This window comes from Rhodoferax ferrireducens (assembly GCF_031458075.1).
GTDB lineage: Bacteria > Pseudomonadota > Gammaproteobacteria > Burkholderiales > Burkholderiaceae_C > Rhodoferax_B > Rhodoferax_B ferrireducens_A.
In genome coordinates this window covers 26,201-42,883 of the sequence record NZ_JAVDXT010000007.1, presented here as the reverse complement: position 1 = coordinate 42,883, position 16,683 = coordinate 26,201, and the positions used below count along the sequence as shown (strand labels likewise).

The 16,683-nt window shown below is 65.8% G+C and carries 17 protein-coding genes and 1 other RNA gene; 12 read left to right on the top strand and 6 right to left on the bottom strand.

Going from position 1 to position 16,683, the window contains the following annotated elements; all coding sequences use genetic code 11:
• Window positions 1–7 precede the first annotated feature (7 nt).
• The 4 genes from J2X19_RS24440 to J2X19_RS24425 form a co-directional block, all read right to left on the bottom strand.
• Complete coding sequence (locus J2X19_RS24440; protein ID WP_310377082.1) at window positions 8–949, bottom strand: XdhC family protein; 942 nt, start codon at window positions 947–949, stop codon at window positions 8–10.
• A gap of 30 nt (window positions 950–979) precedes the next feature.
• On the bottom strand, window positions 980–2,038 hold the full coding sequence (ada, locus tag J2X19_RS24435) for a bifunctional DNA-binding transcriptional regulator/O6-methylguanine-DNA methyltransferase Ada (RefSeq protein ID WP_310377081.1): 1,059 nt from the start codon (window positions 2,036–2,038) through the stop codon (window positions 980–982).
• Between the two features lie 84 nt (window positions 2,039–2,122).
• Entirely contained in the window at window positions 2,123–2,782 is a 660-nt protein-coding gene (gene alkB, locus J2X19_RS24430; protein WP_310377080.1) for a DNA oxidative demethylase AlkB, read from the bottom strand.
• Window positions 2,769–3,467, bottom strand: a complete 699-nt coding sequence (locus J2X19_RS24425; RefSeq protein ID WP_310377079.1) for a 2OG-Fe(II) oxygenase — start codon at window positions 3,465–3,467, stop codon at window positions 2,769–2,771. The genes alkB and J2X19_RS24425 overlap by 14 nt, the downstream gene beginning before the upstream one ends.
• A 206-nt stretch (window positions 3,468–3,673) precedes the next feature.
• Here J2X19_RS24425 and J2X19_RS24420 point away from each other — a divergent pair, with 206 nt between their 5' ends.
• The 6 genes from J2X19_RS24420 to J2X19_RS24395 all read left to right on the top strand — a co-directional run bounded on the left by J2X19_RS24420 (window position 3,674) and on the right by J2X19_RS24395 (window position 9,436).
• The gene (locus J2X19_RS24420) at window positions 3,674–3,982 is read left to right on the top strand and encodes a phosphopantetheine-binding protein (protein ID WP_310377078.1); all 309 of its coding nucleotides are present in this window, start codon (window positions 3,674–3,676) and stop codon (window positions 3,980–3,982) included.
• A complete protein-coding gene (locus J2X19_RS24415; protein ID WP_310377077.1) occupies window positions 3,979–4,644 on the top strand; it encodes a COG4648 family protein in 666 nt (221 codons plus the stop codon). The genes J2X19_RS24420 and J2X19_RS24415 overlap by 4 nt, the downstream gene beginning before the upstream one ends.
• Window positions 4,645–4,750: 106 nt before the next feature.
• Window positions 4,751–5,677, top strand: coding sequence for an LpxL/LpxP family acyltransferase (locus J2X19_RS24410; protein ID WP_310377076.1), 927 nt, complete (start codon window positions 4,751–4,753; stop codon window positions 5,675–5,677).
• Window positions 5,677–6,252 carry a LolA-related protein gene (locus tag J2X19_RS24405; RefSeq protein ID WP_310377075.1) on the top strand — a complete coding sequence of 192 codons (576 nt, stop codon included), beginning with the start codon at window positions 5,677–5,679 and terminating at the stop codon, window positions 6,250–6,252. The genes J2X19_RS24410 and J2X19_RS24405 overlap by 1 nt, the downstream gene beginning before the upstream one ends.
• Window positions 6,249–8,642: an MMPL family transporter gene (locus J2X19_RS24400; protein ID WP_310377074.1), complete on the top strand. Its 2,394-nt coding sequence runs from the start codon at window positions 6,249–6,251 to the stop codon at window positions 8,640–8,642. Before J2X19_RS24405 ends, J2X19_RS24400 begins: the two co-directional genes overlap by 4 nt.
• On the top strand, window positions 8,642–9,436 hold the full coding sequence (locus J2X19_RS24395) for a polysaccharide deacetylase family protein (RefSeq protein WP_310377073.1): 795 nt from the start codon (window positions 8,642–8,644) through the stop codon (window positions 9,434–9,436). Before J2X19_RS24400 ends, J2X19_RS24395 begins: the two co-directional genes overlap by 1 nt.
• A 42-nt stretch (window positions 9,437–9,478) precedes the next feature.
• Here the strand turns inward: J2X19_RS24395 and J2X19_RS24390 are convergent, their stop codons facing one another.
• Window positions 9,479–10,237: a glycosyltransferase family 2 protein gene (locus J2X19_RS24390; protein ID WP_310377072.1), complete on the bottom strand. Its 759-nt coding sequence runs from the start codon at window positions 10,235–10,237 to the stop codon at window positions 9,479–9,481.
• 259 nt (window positions 10,238–10,496) lie between these two features.
• Between J2X19_RS24390 and J2X19_RS24385 the strand changes: the two genes are divergently transcribed.
• Window positions 10,497–11,243 (top strand): MipA/OmpV family protein, encoded by a 747-nt coding sequence (locus J2X19_RS24385; RefSeq protein ID WP_310377071.1) that lies wholly within the window; start codon window positions 10,497–10,499, stop codon window positions 11,241–11,243.
• 20 nt (window positions 11,244–11,263) lie between these two features.
• On the opposite strand, the gene cysK is transcribed toward J2X19_RS24385, so the two are convergent.
• Window positions 11,264–12,181: a cysteine synthase A gene (cysK, locus tag J2X19_RS24380; protein WP_310377070.1), complete on the bottom strand. Its 918-nt coding sequence runs from the start codon at window positions 12,179–12,181 to the stop codon at window positions 11,264–11,266.
• A gap of 70 nt (window positions 12,182–12,251) precedes the next feature.
• On the opposite strand from cysK, the gene rnpB reads away from it, so the two are divergent.
• The 5 genes from rnpB (at window position 12,252) to J2X19_RS24355 (ending at window position 16,595) form a co-directional block, all read left to right on the top strand.
• An RNA gene (gene rnpB, locus J2X19_RS24375) (RNase P RNA component class A) lies at window positions 12,252–12,689 on the top strand.
• A gap of 145 nt (window positions 12,690–12,834) precedes the next feature.
• Window positions 12,835–13,704 carry a diaminopimelate epimerase gene (dapF, locus tag J2X19_RS24370; RefSeq protein WP_310377069.1) on the top strand — a complete coding sequence of 290 codons (870 nt, stop codon included), beginning with the start codon at window positions 12,835–12,837 and terminating at the stop codon, window positions 13,702–13,704.
• A gap of 15 nt (window positions 13,705–13,719) precedes the next feature.
• Window positions 13,720–14,403, top strand: coding sequence for a DUF484 family protein (locus J2X19_RS24365; RefSeq protein ID WP_092757679.1), 684 nt, complete (start codon window positions 13,720–13,722; stop codon window positions 14,401–14,403).
• 3 nt (window positions 14,404–14,406) lie between these two features.
• Window positions 14,407–15,360 carry a tyrosine recombinase XerC gene (locus J2X19_RS24360; protein ID WP_310377068.1) on the top strand — a complete coding sequence of 318 codons (954 nt, stop codon included), beginning with the start codon at window positions 14,407–14,409 and terminating at the stop codon, window positions 15,358–15,360.
• Window positions 15,361–15,398: 38 nt separating this feature from the next.
• On the top strand, window positions 15,399–16,595 hold the full coding sequence (locus J2X19_RS24355; RefSeq protein WP_310377067.1) for a class I SAM-dependent rRNA methyltransferase: 1,197 nt from the start codon (window positions 15,399–15,401) through the stop codon (window positions 16,593–16,595).
• The last annotated feature ends 88 nt before the right edge of the window (window positions 16,596–16,683 follow it).

The following is a 16,683-nucleotide window of genomic DNA, read 5'->3' as shown; positions in this document are numbered from 1 at the left end:
ATTTTCTTTAAATTGCCGTGGCGGCGTTCTTCACCTGGATGATTTCGGCCAGGATGGACACCGCAATCTCTGCCGGCGTGCGCGCACCGATGCGCAGGCCCACCGGGCCGTGCAAGCGCTGCAGCTGGGCGGCCCCCAAGTCGAAGTGGGCGGCCAGGCGCTGCTTGCGGGTAGCCTGGTTGCGTTGCGAACCGAGGGCGCCGACGTAGAACGCATCGGATGTCAGCGCCTCCATCAGCGCCATGTCGTCGAGCTTGGGGTCGTGGGTCAGGGCGACGATGGCGGTGTGGGCATCGGGCTGCAGCGCGCGCACCGCGTCGTCGGGCATGCCGTCCACGCGCTGTACCTGCGTGGCGAAGGGCAGGGCGTATTCCTCGCGCGGGTCGCAGACCAGCACCTCGAAGTCCAGCGCGGCCGCCATGGCGGCCACGGCCTGAGACAACTGGCCGGCACCGATCAGCAGCAGGCGCCAGCGCGGACCGAACAAGGTGGTCAGGGTCTGGCCGTCGAAGGCCATGGCCTGATCGCGGCGGGCGCTGTGCAGCTGTACCGCGCCGCTGGCCAGGTCCAGACTGCGGGCCACCAGCTGGTGGGCGGTGGTGCGCTGCAGCAGCTCGGCGATCCAGGCTGTGTCGTGCAGCGGCTCCTGCACCAGGCGCAGGCTGCCGCCGCAGGGCAGACCGAAGCGGGCAGCTTCGTCTTGCGTCACGCCGTAATGCAGCAGCGTGGGCAGCTCCTGCGCGGGCCGGGCGCGGGTGTGCAGGTCGTCCTCGATGCAGCCACCCGAGACCGAGCCGCTGACCAGGCCGTCGCCGCGCACTGCCAGCAGCGCGCCCGGTGGGCGCGGCGCGCTGCCCCAGGTTTCCACCACGGTGAACAAGGTGGCGCTATGGCCGGCTTGCAACCAGGCCAGGGCATCGGCCAACACGCGGAGATCGAGACTTTCCATCCTTGCATCGTAACGTGCGGGCCGGCGGATTCAGACCGCCGCCTCGCGCTCCAGCAGGCTGCGCTTGCGTTCTACGCCCCAGCGGTAGCCCGACAGGCCGCCGTCGCTGCGCACCACCCTGTGGCAGGGGATGGCCACCGCCAGCCGGTTCGCGCCGCAGGCCTGGGCCACGGCGCGGAAGGCGTTCGGCGCGCCGATGCGGGCCGCGATTTCGGCATAGCTGGCGGTGCTGCCAGCTGGGATGTCGCGCAGCGCCTGCCACACCCGCTCCTGGAAGGCCGTGCCGCGCACGTCCAGCGGCAGCTGCAGGCCCAGGCCGGGCGCTTCGATCAGGCCCACGACCTGGGCCACGCGCTGGGCAAAAGCGGCGTCGTCGCCGACCAGCTGGGCCTGCGGAAACATGTCTTGCAGCTCGCGCGCCAGTGCGTCCGGGTCGTCACCCAGCAGGATGGCGCAGACACCGCGCGGGCTCTCGGCCACCAGGATCGCGCCCAGCGACGAGGCGCCGACGGCGAACTGGATCGCGGTGCCGCTGCCGCCCGCGCGGTAGTCGCTGGCCGTCATGCCCAGGCGCTGGTCGGCGGCCTCGTAAAAGCGGCTGCTGCTGTTGAAGCCGGCGCTGTAGATCGCCTCGGTCACGGTGCCGCCGCGACCCAGCTGGGCGCGCAGCTTGCGGGCCCGCTGGGCATCGGCATAGCCCTTGGGCGTGAGTCCGGTGACCGACTTGAACACGCGGTGGAAGTGGAATGGACTGAGTCTGGCCTGTGTCGCCAGCTCCTGCAGGCTGGGCAGGCCGTCGCTGGCTTCGATCTGCCGGCAGGCGGTGGCCACCAGCGCGGCGTGCTGGGCCGACAGTGCCGTCTGGTCGGCCACGGCGCGCCGGCTGGGGCGGTAGCCGGCCGCTTCGGCCGCGGCTGGCGTGTCGAAGAACTCGACGTTCTGCGGCTGCGGCAGGCGTGCCGCGCTGCTGGGCCGGGCATAGACGCCGGTGGTCTTGACGGCATAGACAAACTGCGCGTCGGCGGCAGGGTCGCGGGCCTGGACCGCGGCCCAGCGTGGGTCGGTGGCGGTGGTAACGGAATTTTTCATGGCATGGCTCCAAAAGCTTGGGATGTAGGGCCACTGTAGGCAAGGGTACGCGTGGCCGCACTCCGGGTCTTGCGATTGAATTTTTTATCCGGCTTTGCGCAGCGTGAAGTTGATGCGCTGCGCGCCCAGCAGCGGGTGCTCGGCCTGCGGTACGGCCAGCACGCCGTGGTAGCGCAGCCGGTCGGCGCCGCCCCAGACGACCACGTCGCCATGCACCAGCGGCACGCGCAAGCTCTTGTCGTTGCGGCGGAAGCCTCCGAGCAGAAAGGTGGCCGGAATGCCCAGCGACACCGAGACGATGGGTGCGCTGTAGTCGCGCTCGTCCTTGTCCTGGTGCAGCGACAGCCGGGCGCCGGGCCGGTAGCGGTTCACCAGGCAGGCATCGGGAACAAAACCGGCGAAGCCGGCGCGCGCTGCGGCTGCGTGCGCCAGCTGCAATAGCACCTCCGGCAGCGGCGGCCAGGGCTGGCCGCTGTCGGGGTCGTGCGCGCTGTAGCGGTAGCCGCGGCTATCGCTGGTCCAACCCAGTGCGCCGCAATTCGTCAGTGCCACCGACATCTCCAGCCCGCCGGGCGTGCGCATGTGGCGGAACGGCGCGGCCTGCGCGATGGCCTGCAGCGCAGCCAGCAGGCGCGGTACGTAGGGCAGGGCGAAGCCTTGCAGCAGTAGGGCTTGCGGCGCCAGGGGCAGCTCGGCCGGTGCGCTGCCGAACAGGTCGGCAGCTGGTGCGTCACTGTGCGTCATGGAAGATCACACCCAGCGTGTGCCGCTGCCCGGTACGTACCCGGCTCACGCCGTGGCGCAGCTGCACCCGGTAGCTGCCCCGCGTGCCCTGCACCGGCCGGTGGTGCACGGCGAACAGCACCGCGTCGCCCTGCCGCAAGGGCACGACTTCGGGGCGCGACTGCATGCGCGGGCGCTGCTCGGTGAGCACGAATTCGCCGCCGCTGAAATCGCGCCCCGGCTCGGACAGCAGTACCGCCAGCTGCAGCGGAAACACATGCTCGCCGTACAAGTCTTGGTGCAGGCAGTTGTAGTCGCCGGGGCCGTACTGCAGCAGCAGCGGCGTGGGCCGCAGCTGGCCGGCCGTATGGCAGCGCTGCAGGAAGTCGGCGTGTTCGGCGGGGTAGCGCACGGCGATGCCCATGGCCTCGTTCCAGCGGTTGGCCACCGGCACCAGATGCGGATAGATGCCGCTGCGCAGTTGGGCAACCGGGTCCGGCAGCGGGTAGTGGAAGTACTGGTATTCGCCGCGGCCAAAGCTGTAGCGCTCCATCACCACCCGGCTGCGGAACAGCGCAGTGTTTGGATACAGCCCGGCCAGCGCCGTGCATTCGGCGGGGCTGAGCAGCTGGGGGATGTGGGCGCAGCCGCTGTCGTCCAGGCTTTGCGTGATAGCCGGCCAGTCCAGGCTGTGGGGGGATTGCATGCTCTGTTCCTTCTGTGGGGGCGGGTCCAGTGTATGAATGGCCGGGATGCATCTGCACTCCGTGTCTTGCGGTGGAATTCGGGGCCGACCGGAAAACCCCTCTGGCTGAGGCTGGCATAGGTGTTTGCGAGAGGGCCGTTAAAATCAAAGGCCTTTGCATGCCCATAGTGCGGCATGCAGTGCCCAATTAAAACCCCACCCCCCTCATGACTGAAATACCTTCTCCAGCCGCGTCTGCAGCCCCTTCGGCCGGTGGCAATGAAGCCTTGGTGCGGGAAGTGGCCGAGTTGCTTGTCTCCGCGCTGAATCTGGAGATGAAGGCGGCCGATGTGGATGCTGATGCGCCGTTGTTCGGCGACGGCCTGGGGCTGGACTCTATCGATATCCTGGAGTTGTCACTGGCTGTGTCCAAACAATACGGTTTGCAACTGCATGCCGACCATGAGGACAACGCCCGGATCTTCAGTTCCCTGCGCGCCCTGGCGAACCATATCGCAGCCCAGAGAACCAAGTGACATCGGCCGCGCTAGCCAGCAAGTGGGTGAGAGGCGGTCAGGTGGCACTGGGCGTGGGCCTGGGTGCGGCCTATTCGCTCATAGCGCATGTGGCGACGGTTCACCCCTCACCTGGTTTCTGGCAGGTCTTGTCGGCCCTGTTTTTGGTGCTGGTGCTGGCCTTTTCTCTCGCCTGGCGCTCACCTCGTCGTCCTAGGATGCTGGTGCTATATGCGGTGGGTGTGGCCGGTTTGCTGGCCATGGGCGACTGGCTGCAGTCGCATTACCAGTGGCTGTTTTTTCTCGAGCATGTGGGTATGCAAACGCTGTTGTGCCTGGTGTTCGGACGGACGCTGGCGGCTGGCCAAACGCCCTTGGTGTCGCATTTCGCGGCTGCGGTGCATGGCGTGTTGTCGCCGCATTTGCAGCGTTACACGCGGGGCGTGACCTGGGCATGGACGCTGTATTTCGGTGCCACGGCCAGTGTTTCGGCGCTGCTGTTCAGTTTTGCGCCCATCGCCTGGTGGTCGACATTTGCCAATCTATTGGGTATGCCCTTGATCGCGATGATGTTTGTGGGGGACTACGTGGTGCGCCGCTGCGTACTGCCGCCCGAGGATGTGGCCAGCCTGTGGCAGGTCGTGCAGGCCTGCCGGCAGGTGGGTATGCCGCCTCTGCGCTGATGGGGGCGCGTTTGTCAGTGCCGTACGTGGCCTCGGGTGCGTTTTTCCTGTACGGCAGATGCAAGACTGCGACAGGGCGGTTGACGTCAGGCCTGCGGGTTCCGCCATGATCGACGATACGACACATTGGACGCAGCGCCCGGAGCGCAGCAATTTGCTGATGCTGCGCCTGATGGCCTGGGTTTCGCTGCGGCTGGGGCGGCGTATCTCGCGTGGCCTGCTGTACGGCATTGCGGCTTATTTTTTGCTGCTGGCTCCGTCGGCGCGGCGGTCGTCGAAGCAGTATCTGCGCCGCGTCTATCCGTCCCGGCGGGTGGGTTGGCGCTTGCAGTTCCGGCACTTTCTAGCGTTTGCCTCGGTCATCCACGACCGGATCTATCTGGTCAATGACCGCTTCGATTTGTTTGACATCCGGGTGCAAGGGGACGGCCTGGTCCGGGAGGTGCTGGCGCAGGGGCGGGGGGCATTCATGCTGGGCGGGCACCTGGGCAGTTTTGAGGTGCTGCGTGCGGTAGGCCAGCAGCAGCCGGGGCTGCGCCTGGCAATGGCGATGTTCGAGGAAAACGCCCGCAAGATCAACGCTTTGCTGCAGGCTATCAACCCGGCTGTACACAGCCATATCGTGCCACTGGGCAAGGTGGACTCGATGATCTCGGTACACGATTTGCTGGAGTCGGGTGCCGTGGTGGGCATTTTGGCCGACCGCTCGCTGGGGTCGACTGGCACGCGGACTCTGTCTTTTTTGGGGGCTCCGGCGCAGTTGCCGGTCGGGCCGTTCCGCATGGCGGCGATCTTGCGCCGCCCGGTGCTGTTCATGACCGGCCTGTACGGGGGCGGCAAGCGCTACGACATCCATTTCGAAATGGTGGCGGACTTTTCGCAGATTCCTGCGGGCGGGCGCGAAGCGGCAGTGCAGACGGCCATGGAGTGCTATGCCGCGCTGCTGGAGAAATACTGCCACGTAGCTCCCACCAACTGGTTCAACTTCTTTGACTTCTGGCAGCCGCCCGCGGCACCACATCCGAGCCCATGATGCAAAAAATCGTACGACTTTGGAGCGCTGCCGTGCTGTGCCTGGCAGCGGCATCGGCGCACGCCAGCTGGGGCCTGGAGCAGCTGATGCAGGCCCTGGCGCGCAATACCTCGGCGCGCGCCACTTTTACCGAGCAAAAATTCATCGCCTTGCTCGACAAGCCGGTGCTGTCGTCGGGTGAGCTGTTCTACACCGCGCCCGACCGGCTGGAAAAGCGTACCCTGAAGCCCAAACCCGAAACCCTGGTGCTAGACCATGACACGGTGACGGTAGAGCGCGGCAAGCGCCAGTACACGCTGCGGGTCAAAGACTACCCCGAGCTCGGGGCCTTCGTGGAAAGCATACGCGGCACGCTGGCCGGCGACCGTGCAACGCTGGAGCGTCTGTTCCAGCTGAACCTGGACGGCACCGAAGCCCGCTGGACGCTGGTGCTACGCCCGCTGGACCCCAAAATGCTGGCCGTGTTGCAGCGCATCACCATGCAGGGCGAGCGCGCAGAGTTGCGCAGCATCGAGATAGAGCAAGCCGACAAAGACCGGTCGGTCATGCAGATTGAAAGCGTCTCCACGCCATGACGAAGCGGCTGTTCCAGCGCAGCTTTGTCCCTGTATGGCTGGCCCTGGCTGCCTTGCTGTTGTGCTGCGTGGTGATTGGCAAAGCCCGCTTTACCGCCGATATGTCGGCCTTTTTGCCACAGGCGCCGACGCCCGAGCAGCAGTTGCTGGTCGACCAGTTGCGTGATGGGTTGGTGTCGCGGCTGGTACTGGTGGGCGTGGAAGGCGGTGATGCGCCGACCCGGGCGGCCTTGTCCAAAGCCATGGCGCAGCGCTTGCGCGGCGAGGCGCAGTTCAGCAACGTAGGCAATGGCGAAGCCATGGGCCTGGAGCAGGACCAAGCTTTTTTGATGGCGCACCGTTACCAGCTGAGTCCGGCGATGGTGTCTGCGCATTTCACGGTGGACGGCCTGCGGGTGGCACTGGGTGATACGCTGGATCTGCTGGCCTCGCCTGCTGGCTTGCTGGTCAAGTCACTGCTGCCGCGTGACCCGACGGGGGAATTGCCTTTACTGCTTGACAGCCTGGATCGCGGAGGCCGTGGCGGCAATGGTCCGCGTAGCGCCGACGGCGTATGGGTCTCACGCGATGCACAGCGCGCCTTGCTGTTGCTGCAAACCCGCGCGGCGGGATCGGATACCGACGGGCAGCAGCAGGCCATGGAGTCGATCCGCACCGCCTTTGCCGGGGCGGTGCAAGCCCAGCAAGGATCGGCGTTGCAGGCCCGGCTGGTGCTGGCCGGACCGGGCGTGTTTGGCGTGAATGTGCGCAACACCATAGAGTCCGAGGTCACGCGTTTGTCGACCATTAGCATCGTGGTGATCGCGTTTTTGCTATGGCTGATTTACCGTTCCTTCGTCACGCTGGCGCTTGGCTTGCTTCCGGTGCTGGCGGGTGCGCTGGCCGGGGTCGCGGCGGTCAGTCTGGGCTTTGGCACGGTGCATGGCCTGACCCTGGGCTTTGGCACCACGTTGATCGGCGAGGCGGTGGATTATTCGATTTACCTGTTTGTGCAGTCGGACCAGGCGGCGCTGGCCGGCGGTGCGGGCAAGGATGGCTGGGTACGCCGTTTCTGGCCGACCATCCGGCTGGGGGTGATGACCTCGATCTGTGGTTTCTCGTCTTTGTTGCTGTCGGGCTTTCCAGGCTTGGCGCAACTAGGCCTGTATTCGATTGCCGGGTTGGTGGCTGCAGCTACCGTGACCCGCTTTGTGCTGCCGCAACTGCTGCCCGCCCGCTTTCGCGTGCGCGACGTATCGGCGCTGGGCGCGCGGCTGGCCCGTGTGGTGCGGCGGGCGGCTGCGCTGCGCTGGGCCGTGCTGGGCCTGTGCGTGTTGGCTGCGTTGACCCTGGTGCTGCAGCGGCACCGGGTGTGGAACCAGGAGCTGGCGGCGCTGAGCCCGGTGTCGGCCAGCGACGTGGCGCTGGATATGGCGTTGCGCGCCGATCTGGGCGCGCCCGATGTGCGCTACCTGGTGGTGGTGTCGGGCGGCAGCCAGGAAGAGGTTTTGCAGGGCGCTGAAAGAGTGGTCGCAGTTCTGCAGCCATTGGTGGACGATCACACGATCGCCGGGGTGGACAGCCCCACCAGCATGCTGCCCAGCCTGGCGACCCAGCAGGCGCGGCAGGCCAGCCTGCCAACCACGCCCGAGCTGCAGTTGCGTCTGGCCGAGGCGTTGGTGGATATGCCGCTGCGGGCCGAACGTTTGGCGCCGTTTGTGCAGGATGTCGAGGCGGCCCGCCGGGCGCCCGGCCTGCAGCGTGCGGATCTGGCGGGTACGTCTCTGGCGTTGGCGGTGGACGCCATGCTGCTGCAGCAGAAAGCGATCGATGGCCAGCCGCGCTGGAGCGTATTTTTGCCACTGCATGCATTGGCTTCCGGCGACATCGATCCGGCACGTATCCGTCCGTTGCTGGCGACGACGGGCGCCTTGTTTGTGGACATGAAGGGTGAATCCAACCGTCTCTACGGCAGCTACTTGCGTGAGGCGGTGCAGCTATCGGGTGCTGGGCTGCTGGCCATCGTGGTGCTGCTGGCCGTGGTTTTACGTTCGCCGATTGCCGTGCTGCGGGTACTGGCACCTTTGGCGGGCGCTGTGCTGTGCGTGGCTGCTGCACTGGTATCGGTGGGACAGAGCCTGACGATTCTGCATCTGGTGGGGCTGCTGTTGACGGTAGCCGTGGGTTCCAATTACGCGCTGTTTTTCAGCGCCGGCCAAGGCGAAATCACGCCACGCATCCTGGCCTCCCTGCTGTTTGCCAACCTGACGACGGTAGTGGGCTTTGGCATTTTGGGATTTTCGCAGGTGCCGGTGCTGCAGGCCATGGGCCTGACCGTCGGTCCTGGCGCTATTTTGGCCCTGTGCTTCTCGGCAGTCTGGGCGCGGACTCCGGTTGCCGAGGCGGTGTGATGCGTGTGCGCCTGGCTCCGTTCATCTGGTGCAGCATCGCATTGCATGGCGGTGTGCTGGCGGCGTTGGTGATCTGGCCCGGGCATTGGCGCGGGGCCTTGGCCGCACTGCTGCTGAACCATTTGGTGCTGATGCTGGCTGGCCTGCTGCCGCGTTGCCGGCTGCTGGGTTCTAACTGGACACGTTTGCCCGCCGGGGCTGCAGCGCGCGGCGAAGTGGCGCTGACCATCGATGATGGCCCCGACCCGCTGGTCACCCCCTTGGTGCTGGACCTGCTGGACCAGTACGCTGCCCGTGCCACATTTTTCTGTGTCGGCACGCAAGTCGCCCGGTACCCGGATCTGTGCCGCGACATCGTGCGCCGCGGCCATGCGATCGAAAACCACAGCCAGCAGCATAAGCACCATTTTTCCCTGCTCGGTATGCGCGGCTTGCAACGCGAGCTGCAAGCCGCACAAGCAACCTTGGAGGCTTTGTGCGGTGTGCCGCCACGCTTCTTCCGGGCACCGGCCGGGCTGCGCAACCCGTTTTTGGACCCCGTGCTGCAGCGCCTGGGCTTGCAGCTGGTGAGCTGGACCCGGCGCGCCTACGACACCCGGAATGGCAATGCGGCCTCCGTGACACGGATACTGACCCGCGGCCTGCGTGCCGGCGATATCTTGCTGCTGCATGACCGCCATGCTGCCGTGACCAAGCAGGGCGTTCCGGTGATCCTGGAGGTTTTGCCCTTGTTGCTGAGCGCACTGCGCGCGGCAAATCTGCAAGCCGTGACCCTGCGCTCGGCCATGCGATAAATTTTGTTCTTGCTGTACCTGTCTTGCGCGTGCAGGAGGGCGTTAGCGTTTGCGCAGCCTGCGTGCCAGCAGCAGCGGCAGACGCAACAGGAAGCCGGCCAGCAGGCGGGCGTGCATCCAGGTCAGTAAGCAGTTGTCACGCAGGTAGTTGAAGTGCGATACGCCGCCCTCGGCCGCGGTGAAGTATTTGACCTTGGCCGGCAGGTTGACGACCGGTACACCGAGCCAGCACATGCGCACCACCACCTCGGGATCAAAGTCGAAACGCCGCATCCAGCGCTGGCCTTGCATGACCTGGCGCAGCGGTGCGATGGGGTAGACCCGAAAACCAAACAGCGAATCGCCAATGCCGGCCCACAGGGTTTCCAGATGGGTCCATGCGTTGGCCAGCTTGCGGCCTTGCACGCGCAGATTGGGGGCATCCGCCGAGAAGATGGGCAAGCCCAGCACCATGGCCTGGGGCTGCTTTTGGGATGTCTCCATGAAGGAGGGGATCAGCTCCGCTGGGTGCTGGCCGTCCGAGTCCATGGTCAGCACATGGGTGAAGCCCAGCGCCGTGGCCCGGTCCAGGCCGTGCAGCACGGCTGCACCTTTGCCGACGTTATGGGGTAGCACCATGACCTGCAGGCCGGGATCTGCGGCAGCCATGGCTTGCAGTACAGCCGCGCTGCCATCGGTGCTGCCATCCACCACGACCCATACCGGGTTCCATTGGGCGCGGGCGGAGCGCACGGTTTCCGCCATCTTGGAGCCGGGGTTGTAGCTGGGGATCAGGAGCAAGTGGGTGGAAGAGGGAAGCATCGTGGGATGGCGGGTCCATTGGGAATGTAGTGGGAACGTTGGGCGGCGGGCCAGAACGCGGGCCTCGCCGTACCCAGCGATAGAAAATCAGGGGTTTGATGCGCTTATTATCGAGCGGCGCTGCATCGGCCAAGCTGCAGGTGGGCATCCCCGTCCCCTCGCCATGAAAGAACGAAAAGTGAAGATTGCCCACATATGCGCTTGTGTACTGGCTTGCTTTTGGGGGCTGGCGGGTAACCCAGCCCAGGCTGACGATGACTTGCCAAAATGGGAGGCGGGCATCGGCGTGTCTACCCTGCGCATCCCGGACTACCGGGGATCTGACGAGGCCCAGACTTACGTTTTGCCATTCCCGTATTTCATTTACCGTGGCGACAAGCTCAAAGTAGACCGGGACGGTGTGCGCGGGGAGCTGTTCAACACCGACAGGGCGCGGCTGGAGATCAGCCTGGGGGCGACCGTGCCCGTCAACAGCAGTAAAAACGCCGCCCGCACGGGTATGCCCAACTTGGACGCATCTATCGAGATCGGCCCGTCGTTCGAGTACACCCTGGCGCGTTCCGACGATAGACGGATGAAGCTCGACTTTCGGCTGCCGGTGCGTACTGGTTTCACCTTTGGTTCCAGCCCATTCGGCCGGAATATTGGCCTGGTGGCCACGCCCGGCCTGAACCTCGATGTCAAGGATGTGATGGGCATGCCCGGCTGGAACCTGGGCGTCGTAGGCGGCCTGTTGTATGGCTCCGCCCGCAACCATGCGTACTACTACGGCGTGGAGCAGCAGTATGCGAGCGCGAATCGCCCGGCTTACACCGCACGTGGCGGTTACGGCGGTACCCAGCTGATCATGGCGCTGAGCAAGCGTTTTGACTCCGTCTGGGTAGGGGCTTTTGCCCGTGCGGATGCGCTCAGCGGAGCCGTGTTTGAAGACAGCCCGCTGGTGCGCAGCAAAAGCTATGTGACAGCGGGCGTGGGCGTGGCCTGGATTTTCAAGGAATCAAGATAGCCCACTCCGCCCGTGGCGCGTCAGGCGGGCAGGAAGCCGTCCACCGACAGGTAGCGTTCACCGGTGTCGTAGTTGAAGCCCAGCACCCGTGCGCCACCCGGCAGCTCGGGTAGCTTTTGGGCAATCGCCGCCAGCGTGGCGCCGCTGGAGATGCCGACCAGCATGCCTTCCTCGCGGGCGCTGCGGCGGGCCATTTCGCGGGCCGGCTCGGCGTCCACCTGGATGGTGCCGTCCAGCAGTTCCACGTCCAGGTTCTTCGGGATGAAGCCCGCGCCTATGCCCTGGATAGGGTGCGGCGAGGGCGCGCCGCCGGAGATCACCGGCGAGGCCGTGGGCTCGACCGCAAACACCTGCAGCTTGGGCCAGGCGGCCTTGAGTACGCGGGCGCAGCCGCTGATGTGGCCGCCGGTGCCGACGCCGGTGATCAGCGCGTCCAGCCCGTCGGGGAAGTCGGCCAGGATCTCCTGCGCCGTGGTGCGCACATGCACGTCGATGTTGGCGGGGTTTTCAAACTGCTGCGGCATCCAGCTGCCGGGGGTGGCGGCGACCAGCTCCTGGGCGCGGGCAATCGCGCCCTTCATGCCTTTTTCGCGCGGGGTCAGGTCGAAGCTGGCGCCGTAGGCCAGCATCAGGCGGCGCCGCTCGACGGACATGCTGTCGGGCATCACCAGCACCAGCTTGTAGCCCTTGACCGCAGCCACCATGGCCAGGCCCACGCCGGTATTGCCCGAGGTGGGTTCGATGATGGTGCCGCCGGGCTGCAGCGCGCCGGATTTCTCGGCGTCTTCGACCATGCTCAGGGCGATACGGTCCTTGATAGATCCGCCGGGGTTGCTGCGCTCCGACTTGATCCAGACATTCGCGCCCGTGCCAAACAGGCGTTGGATGCGGATATGGGGGGTGTTGCCTATGGTTTGCAGGATGTTGTCGGTTTTCATGGGTCTCCTAGGATGTGGGCGTGAAGCGGGAGCAAACCGGGGCATTGTGGCACTGCCATAATCGGGGGGTGAAGCCCGCCAGACCGCCGCTGGTGCAATCTGGGAAACCAGGCACTGGAGGAACGTCCGGACTGCATAGGGCAGCGTAGCAGCTAATGGCTGTCCACCGTGAGGTGAGGATTAGAGCAACAGAGACGAGTTCGGTCAGGTCAGCCCAGCAAGGGTGGTCTGTGCGGTACCTGCGCAAGCGGGTACGCGGATGGCGCAAGCCAGACGCTCCCGGCGCAAGCCGGGAATAGCACAGCACCTCGGTCGGGCAAAGCCCGACCGAGGTGAAACGGGCAATCTCTACGCGCAGCAATACCAAATAGGCCAACGTTGACGGGGCCCCCTGAGTTGGCGGGTAGGTAGCACCGAGCCGGGCGAGCGATCCCCGGCCCAGATTAATGGCGGTCACACACAGGGCAACCTGTGCGCACAGAATCCGGCTTATCGGCGGGCTTCACACTTTTATCGATGAAATAGGCTTCTGGCGCTTATTTCATCTGCGCAAGCAGCTATTGATTCAATAGCATATGCACGCCAGCGCGGTGCGCAGGGCTTGAATCGCCCCGCAGTCTAAAAATCCACGCGCCAGAGCGGATAATTCCACCATGCACATCCCATTCACCAAAATGCAGGGCGCGGGCAACGACTTTGTGGTGCTCGACGAAACCCAGGGCCGCCTAGGGCTGAGCGCCGCCCAGTACCGCTTCCTGGCCGACCGCCACTTTGGCGTCGGTGCCGACCAGATTTTGTCGGTGCGGGCGGCCAGCGCACCCGGCATCGACTTCGAATACGCGATCCACAACGCCGACGGCGGCGAGGTCGAGCATTGTGGCAACGGTGCGCGCTGCTTCATGCGCTTCGTCCACAGCCGCGGCCTGACCGCGCAGAACAGCGTGCGGGTGCAAACCATGGAACGCGTGCTGCAGCTGAACATGCAAGACGACGGCCGCGTCACCGTCGACATGGGCCTGCCGGTGTTCGAGCTGGCGCAGATTCCGTTCGATCCGCAAGGCCTGCAGCCCGAAGCCACGGCTTCATGGCAAAAATGGCCGTTGGCGCAGCTAGAGTCTGCGCAAGGTGCTATGTTTAGCGTAGCAGTCGTGTCCATGGGCAATCCGCATGCCGTGCACCTGGTGGACGACGCCGAGGCCACGCCGGTCGCCACCCTGGGCCCGCTGGTGCAGAGCCAGCCCTGCTTTCCAAACGGCGTGAACGTTGGCTTCATGCAGGTGGTCAGCCGCTCGCAGATCCAACTGCGCGTCTACGAGCGCGGCGCGGGCGAGACCCTGGCCTGCGGCACCGGCGCCTGCGCGGCCGTGGTGGCTGGCATCCGCCTGGGCCTGCTGGACGCCAAGGTCGATGTCGACACCCATGGCGGCCGCCTGACCATCGAATGGGCGGGCCTGGGCCAGCCGGTGCGGATGACCGGCCCGGCCACCACCGTCTTCGACGGCTCGATCACGATTCCCGATTAATTGATTGCACCCCCTATGAACACCACCAACCCGATCACCGAAGACGACATCGCCAACTTCCTGGCCAACACTCCTGAGTTCTTCGAGCGCCATTCGCAGGTGCTGGCCTCGGTGCAGCTGACCAGCCCGCACGGCAACCGCGCCGTCAGCCTGCAAGAGCGCCAGGCCGAGATGCTGCGCGAGAAGATCAAGGGCCTGGAGCACCGCATCATGGACATGGTGCGCCACGGCAACGAGAACGTGATCATTGCCGACAAGCTGCAGCGCTGGGCGCGCAGCCTGCTGCTGACGCGCTCACCGGCCGACCTGCCCGAGCGCATTGCCCACGAGATCGAGGTGCAGTTCTCGGTGCCGCAGGCCGCCATCAAGGTCTGGGGCGTGGCCGACGAATATGCGCACGCCCACTGGGCCCAGGGCGTGAGCGAGGACGCGAAGATTTTTGCCTCGTCGCTGACCGCGCCGTTCTGTGGCGTGAACTCGGGCTTCGAAGCCGTGACCTGGCTGGCCCAGCCGGCCGCCGCGATGTCGCTGGCGCTGATGCCGCTGCGCACCGGCGTGCTGAACAGCCCGAGCCCGGCCTTTGGCATGCTGGTGCTGGCCTCGCCCGACGCGCAGCGCTTTGAATCCGCCATGGGTACCGACTTCCTGGAGCGCATCGCCGAGCTGGCCGGGGCTGCCCTGTCGCGCCTGCGCGCTTAAAACGTGGCCGACGCCAGCGCCGGCCCCACGGTTCCGCCGCTGGTTGCCCAGTACCTCGACTACGCGCGCTTTGAAAAGCGCCTGGCCGAGCGCACGCTGGCGCTGTACACCCTGGACCTGCAGAAACTCAGCCAGCAGGCCGACAAGGCCGGCGTCGCCTTGCAGCAGGTGGGCCAGCACCATGTGCGCCGCTGGGCCGCGCAGCTGCACAGCCAGGGCCACAACGGGCGCGGCATTGCGCTGATCTTGTCGGGCTGGCGCGGCTTCTACACCTGGCTGGGCCGGCAAGGCCTGGTGGCCAGTAACCCGGTACAGGACGTGCGGGCCCCCAAATCGCCCAAGCCGCTGCCCAAGGCCCTGGGCCTGGACGAGGCCATCGGCCTGGCCGACTTCGAGAACCAGGCCGACGACCCCTGGCTGGAGGCGCGTGACGCGGCCATGGTCGAGCTGCTGTACGGCGGTGGCCTGCGGGTCGGCGAACTCACCGGCCTGGACGCGGCACCCGGCAAGACGGCGCGCGGCTGGGTCGACCTGGAGGCTGGCGAGGCCCATGTGCTGGGCAAGGGTAGCAAGCAGCGCATCGTGCCGATAGGCAAAACCGCGGTGGCGGCGCTGGAGAAATGGCTGGCGATGCGCGCCGAAGGGCCGGGCGCCGCGCTGTCCACCGCTATGTTCCTGGGCCGCTACGGCACGCGGCTGACTGCTGCCTCGGTCTGGCAGCGGCTGCGCCGGCGCAGCCAACTGGCCGGCACCGCCACCCCGGTGCATCCGCATATGCTGCGCCATTCGTTCGCCAGCCACGTGCTGCAAAGCAGCGGCGACCTGCGCGCGGTGCAGGAGTTGCTGGGCCACGCCAATATCAGCACCACCCAGGTCTACACCCGGCTGGACTTCCAGCACCTGGCCAAGGTGTATGACGCAGCCCATCCCCGGGCCAAGCTGCCGCCGGGCAAGTAGTCGGGAGGTATGGGCAAATAGGCCCCACAATCCCGCCCATGAAAGTTATTCGTTTACGTGAAGGCAAGGAGCGCTCGCTGCAGCGCCGCCACCCCTGGATTTTTGATTCGGCCATCGCCAAAGGCGGCGGCGATGCGGGCGAAACCGTGCGCGTGGAGTCGCATGAGGGCAAGTTTCTGGGCTGGGCTGCGTTCAGCCCCACGTCCAAGATCCGCGCCCGGGTGTGGAGCTTTGACGAAACCCAGCGTATTGATGCTGCGTTTTTTGTAGCTGCTGTCGCAGCTGCTGTCAGCGCCAGAGCCCGATTTGACGTAAATAGTGATGGCGTACGTCTGATCCATGGCGAGTCCGACGGCCTGCCCGGCCTGATCGTCGACCGCTATGGCGACACCCTGGTGGCGCAGTTCTTGTTTGCCGGTGTGGAGCGCTGGAAGGCTGTGCTGGTCGACGCCATCCTGGCCGCCACCGGCCTGGGCAAGCTGTACGAACGTTCGGACACTAATACTCGCAGCCTGGAAGGCCTGGAGCCCACCACCGGCTGGTTGCGCGGCGACGGCACTACCGGCCTGACCATCCAGGAGCACGACTGGCGCCTGGGCCTGGACATTGCCGAGGGCCACAAGACCGGCTTCTACCTGGACCAGCGCGACAGCCGCAAGAAAATGGCCGATTACGCCCAGCGCCTGCAGTTCCAGCGTGTGCTGAACTGCTATTGCTATACAGGGGGCTTTACCGTGGCGGCCCTGGCCGGCATGCGGGCCAGCGGCAGCCAGGGGCATGTCACGTCCATCGATTCGTCCGGCCCGGCGCTGGAGCAGGCAGCGGCGAATGTGGCGCTGAACGGCTTTGCGGCAGACCGCGTCACTTTCATGGACGCAGACGTAAACGCCTCGTTGCGCCAGTTTGCGGCCCAGGGCCAGACTTTTGACTGCATCGTGCTGGACCCGCCCAAGTTCGCCCCCACGGCAGCCCACGCCGACCGCGCGGCCCGCGCTTATAAAGACATCAACCGGCTGGCCTTCAAGATCCTGGAGCCGGGCGGCGTGCTGTTTACCTATTCGTGTTCGGGCGGCATCAACGCCGACCTGTTCCACAAGATCGTGGCCTCGGCCGGCATCGACGCCGGGGTGGACGGCTATATCAGCGAGCGCCTGGGCGGCGCCCCCGACCACCCGATGACCATCAATTTCCCCGAAGGCGAGTACCTCAAAGGCCTTGTAATTCTGAGGAAATAGCCCCATCTAAAGCCCGCCTGAATTGGCCGCTACACTCCCCACCTGTTAATTTCCACGAAATCGCGGGAGCGGCGCTGTTCCCAGTGAC

Bases quoted from the DNA above. Each gene is read 5' to 3' on its own strand.
- J2X19_RS24390 (WP_310377072.1), bottom strand. From the start codon at position 10,237: ATGCTTCCCTCTTCCACCCACTTGCTCCTGATCCCCAGCTACAACCCC.
- cysK (WP_310377070.1), bottom strand. From the start codon at position 12,181: ATGAAAACCGACAACATCCTGCAAACCATAGGCAACACCCCCCATATC.
- ada (WP_310377081.1), bottom strand. From the start codon at position 2,038: ATGAAAAATTCCGTTACCACCGCCACCGACCCACGCTGGGCCGCGGTC.
- J2X19_RS24425 (WP_310377079.1), bottom strand. From the start codon at position 3,467: ATGCAATCCCCCCACAGCCTGGACTGGCCGGCTATCACGCAAAGCCTG.
- J2X19_RS24365 (WP_092757679.1), top strand. From the start codon at position 13,720: ATGAACACCACCAACCCGATCACCGAAGACGACATCGCCAACTTCCTG.
- J2X19_RS24405 (WP_310377075.1), top strand. From the start codon at position 5,677: ATGCAAAAAATCGTACGACTTTGGAGCGCTGCCGTGCTGTGCCTGGCA.
- J2X19_RS24410 (WP_310377076.1), top strand. From the start codon at position 4,751: ATGATCGACGATACGACACATTGGACGCAGCGCCCGGAGCGCAGCAAT.
- J2X19_RS24355 (WP_310377067.1), top strand. From the start codon at position 15,399: ATGAAAGTTATTCGTTTACGTGAAGGCAAGGAGCGCTCGCTGCAGCGC.
- J2X19_RS24420 (WP_310377078.1), top strand. From the start codon at position 3,674: ATGACTGAAATACCTTCTCCAGCCGCGTCTGCAGCCCCTTCGGCCGGT.
- alkB (WP_310377080.1), bottom strand. From the start codon at position 2,782: ATGACGCACAGTGACGCACCAGCTGCCGACCTGTTCGGCAGCGCACCG.
- J2X19_RS24395 (WP_310377073.1), top strand. From the start codon at position 8,642: ATGCGTGTGCGCCTGGCTCCGTTCATCTGGTGCAGCATCGCATTGCAT.
- J2X19_RS24440 (WP_310377082.1), bottom strand. From the start codon at position 949: ATGGAAAGTCTCGATCTCCGCGTGTTGGCCGATGCCCTGGCCTGGTTG.
- J2X19_RS24400 (WP_310377074.1), top strand. From the start codon at position 6,249: ATGACGAAGCGGCTGTTCCAGCGCAGCTTTGTCCCTGTATGGCTGGCC.
- dapF (WP_310377069.1), top strand. From the start codon at position 12,835: ATGCACATCCCATTCACCAAAATGCAGGGCGCGGGCAACGACTTTGTG.